Source organism: Paracoccus sp. IB05, assembly GCF_016405985.1.
Classification (GTDB): Bacteria; Pseudomonadota; Alphaproteobacteria; order Rhodobacterales; family Rhodobacteraceae; genus Pseudogemmobacter.
The window spans coordinates 1-2,500 of the sequence record NZ_JAEFCF010000076.1; the positions used below are offsets into that span (position 1 = coordinate 1).

The window sequence follows — 2,500 nt, forward strand, 5'->3', positions numbered from 1 at the left end:
CGGCGATCTTGCGGGGGTTCTGGCGCTGAGCCTGAATGCGGATCGGTTGAGCGGACAGCAAAAAACCTCCTGCGAACAGGAGGTTATGCAAACACAAGAATTTCTGGTTGCGGGGACAGGATTTGAACCTGTGACCTTCAGGTTATGAGCCTGACGAGCTACCTGGCTGCTCCACCCCGCGTCCGTTTTCCCTCCCGGGGTTATGAGAGGGTGGTATTTTTCATCGTATTGGAGAGAGAAGTCTCTGATCAGGTTTGGCGGTTACCTACTCTCCCACGTCTTGAGACGCAGTACCATTGGCGTAGAGGCCCTTAACGGCCGAGTTCGGGATGGGATCGGGTGTTTAGCCACCACTATGACCACCAAACCGGAACAGAGACTTGCGAAGCATGCTTCGCGAACATCGATGTATTGTTCAAGTCTGTGCGACTTTTGGTGCTTGTATATGGCTGTCTGTCGGTTAGCGAAGGTTTATGCCTTGCTTTTACCGGATCAAATCAAGCCAATCGGGCAATTAGTACCAGTCAGCTGAATGCGTTACCGCACTTACACCTCTGGCCTATCGACGTGGTGGTCTACCACGGCCCTCAAGGGAGGCCTAGTTTTGAAGGGGGCTTCACGCTTAGATGCCTTCAGCGTTTATCCTGTCCGAACATAGCTACCCTGCACTACCGTTGGCACGATAACAGGTCCACCAGTGGTTCGTTCAACCCGGTCCTCTCGTACTAGGGTCAACTCTTCTCAAGCCTCCTGCACCCACGGCAGATAGGGACCGAACTGTCTCACGACGTTCTAAACCCAGCTCACGTACCTCTTTAAACGGCGAACAGCCGTACCCTTGGGACCTGCTCCGGCCCCAGGATGAGATGAGCCGACATCGAGGTGCCAAACGATGCCGTCGATATGGACTCTTGGGCATCATCAGCCTGTTATCCCCAGAGTACCTTTTATCCGTTGAGCGATGGCCCTCCCACTTGGGACCACCGGATCACTATGGCCGACTTTCGTCTCTGCTCGACTTGTCAGTCTCGCAGTCAGGCTGGCTTCTGCCATTGCACTCAACGACCGATTTCCGACCGGTCTGAGCCAACCTTCGCGCGCCTCCGTTACGATTTGGGAGGCGACCGCCCCAGTCAAACTCCCCACCATGCAGGGTCCCGGACCCGGATAACGGGCCGCGGTTAGACATCAAGAAGGCGAAGGGTGGTATCTCAAGGATGGCTCCACTCAGACTGGCGTCCAAGTTTCAATGCCTACCACCTATCCTGCACATCACATTCCTGATGCCAATGCAAAGCTAGAGTAAAGGTTCATGGGGTCTTTCCGTCTAACCGCGGGTAGTGTGCATCTTGACACACAGTTCAATTTCGCTGAGTCCACGTTTGAGACAGCGGGGAGATCGTTACGCCATTCGTGCAGGTCGGAACTTACCCGACAAGGAATTTCGCTACCTTAGGACCGTTATAGTTACGGCCGCCGTTTACCGGGGCTTCAATTCAGAGCTTGCACCCCTCCTTTTAACCTTCCGGCACCGGGCAGGCGTCAGACCCTATACGTCGTCTTACGACTTCGCAGAGCCCTGTGTTTTAAGTAAACAGTCGCCACCCCCTGGATTGTGCCCCCCGCCCATACTTGCGTACAGACGGGGCTCCCTTCTCGCGAACTTACGGGAGCATTTTGCCGAGTTCCTTAAACGTGGTTCTCTCAAGCGCCTTGGTATACTCTACCTGTCCACCTGTGTCGGTTTAGGGTACGGTCTGATGGAGGGCTATTTCCAGGAACCTCTGAACGGCCTTCCCAATCCGATAAGGGAAGACAATCTTCGAGATCCGTCACATCCTCCTGGCCACGGAATATTAACCGTGTTCCCATCGACTACGCCTTTCGGCCTCGCCTTAGGGGCCGGCTTACCCTGCTCAGATTAGCTTTAAGCAGGAACCCTTGGACTTTCGGCGAGAGGGTCTCTCACCCTCTTTGTCGCTACTCATGTCAACATTCTCACTTCTGATCTCTCCACCGGATGCCTTACAGCCCGGCTTCACAGAAAGAACAGTGTCTCTGCGTTGGTCCCCATTATCCGAAGATAAAGGATCAACAAGAGACAGCGTTCTATATCACAGAACGCTCCGCTACCACGCACATCGCTGTGCATCCCGAGCTTCGGCTCATGGCTTGAGCCCCGATACATCTTCGCCGCAGGACAGCTTATCTAGACCAGTGAGCTGTTACGCTATCTTTAAAGGATGGCTGCTTCTAAGCCAACCTCCTGGTTGTTTTGGCCGTCCCACATGCTTTCCCACTTAGCCATGAATTAGGGGCCTTAGCTGCAGGTCAGGGTTGTTTCCCTCTTCACGACGGACGTTAGCACCCGCCGTGTGTCTCCCGGATATTACTCATCGGTATTCGGAGTTTGGTTAGGCTCAGTAAGTCTGTGGGACCCCATTGCCCATCCAGTGCTCTACCCCCGATGGTATTCGTCCGAGGCGCTACCTAAATAGCT

The 2,500-nt window shown here is 54.3% G+C and carries 1 tRNA gene and 2 rRNA genes (1 of these 3 cut by a window edge); all 3 read right to left on the bottom strand.

Annotation, left to right across the window (positions count from 1 at the left end):
* Window positions 1-104: 104 nt before the first annotated feature.
* Window positions 105-181, bottom strand: a tRNA-Met gene (locus tag JC607_RS24865).
* A 71-nt stretch (window positions 182-252) separates the two neighbouring features.
* A 5S ribosomal RNA gene (gene rrf, locus JC607_RS24870) occupies window positions 253-367 on the bottom strand.
* A 126-nt stretch (window positions 368-493) separates the two neighbouring features.
* A 23S ribosomal RNA gene (locus JC607_RS24875) occupies window positions 494-2,500 on the bottom strand (it continues 858 nt past the right edge of the window).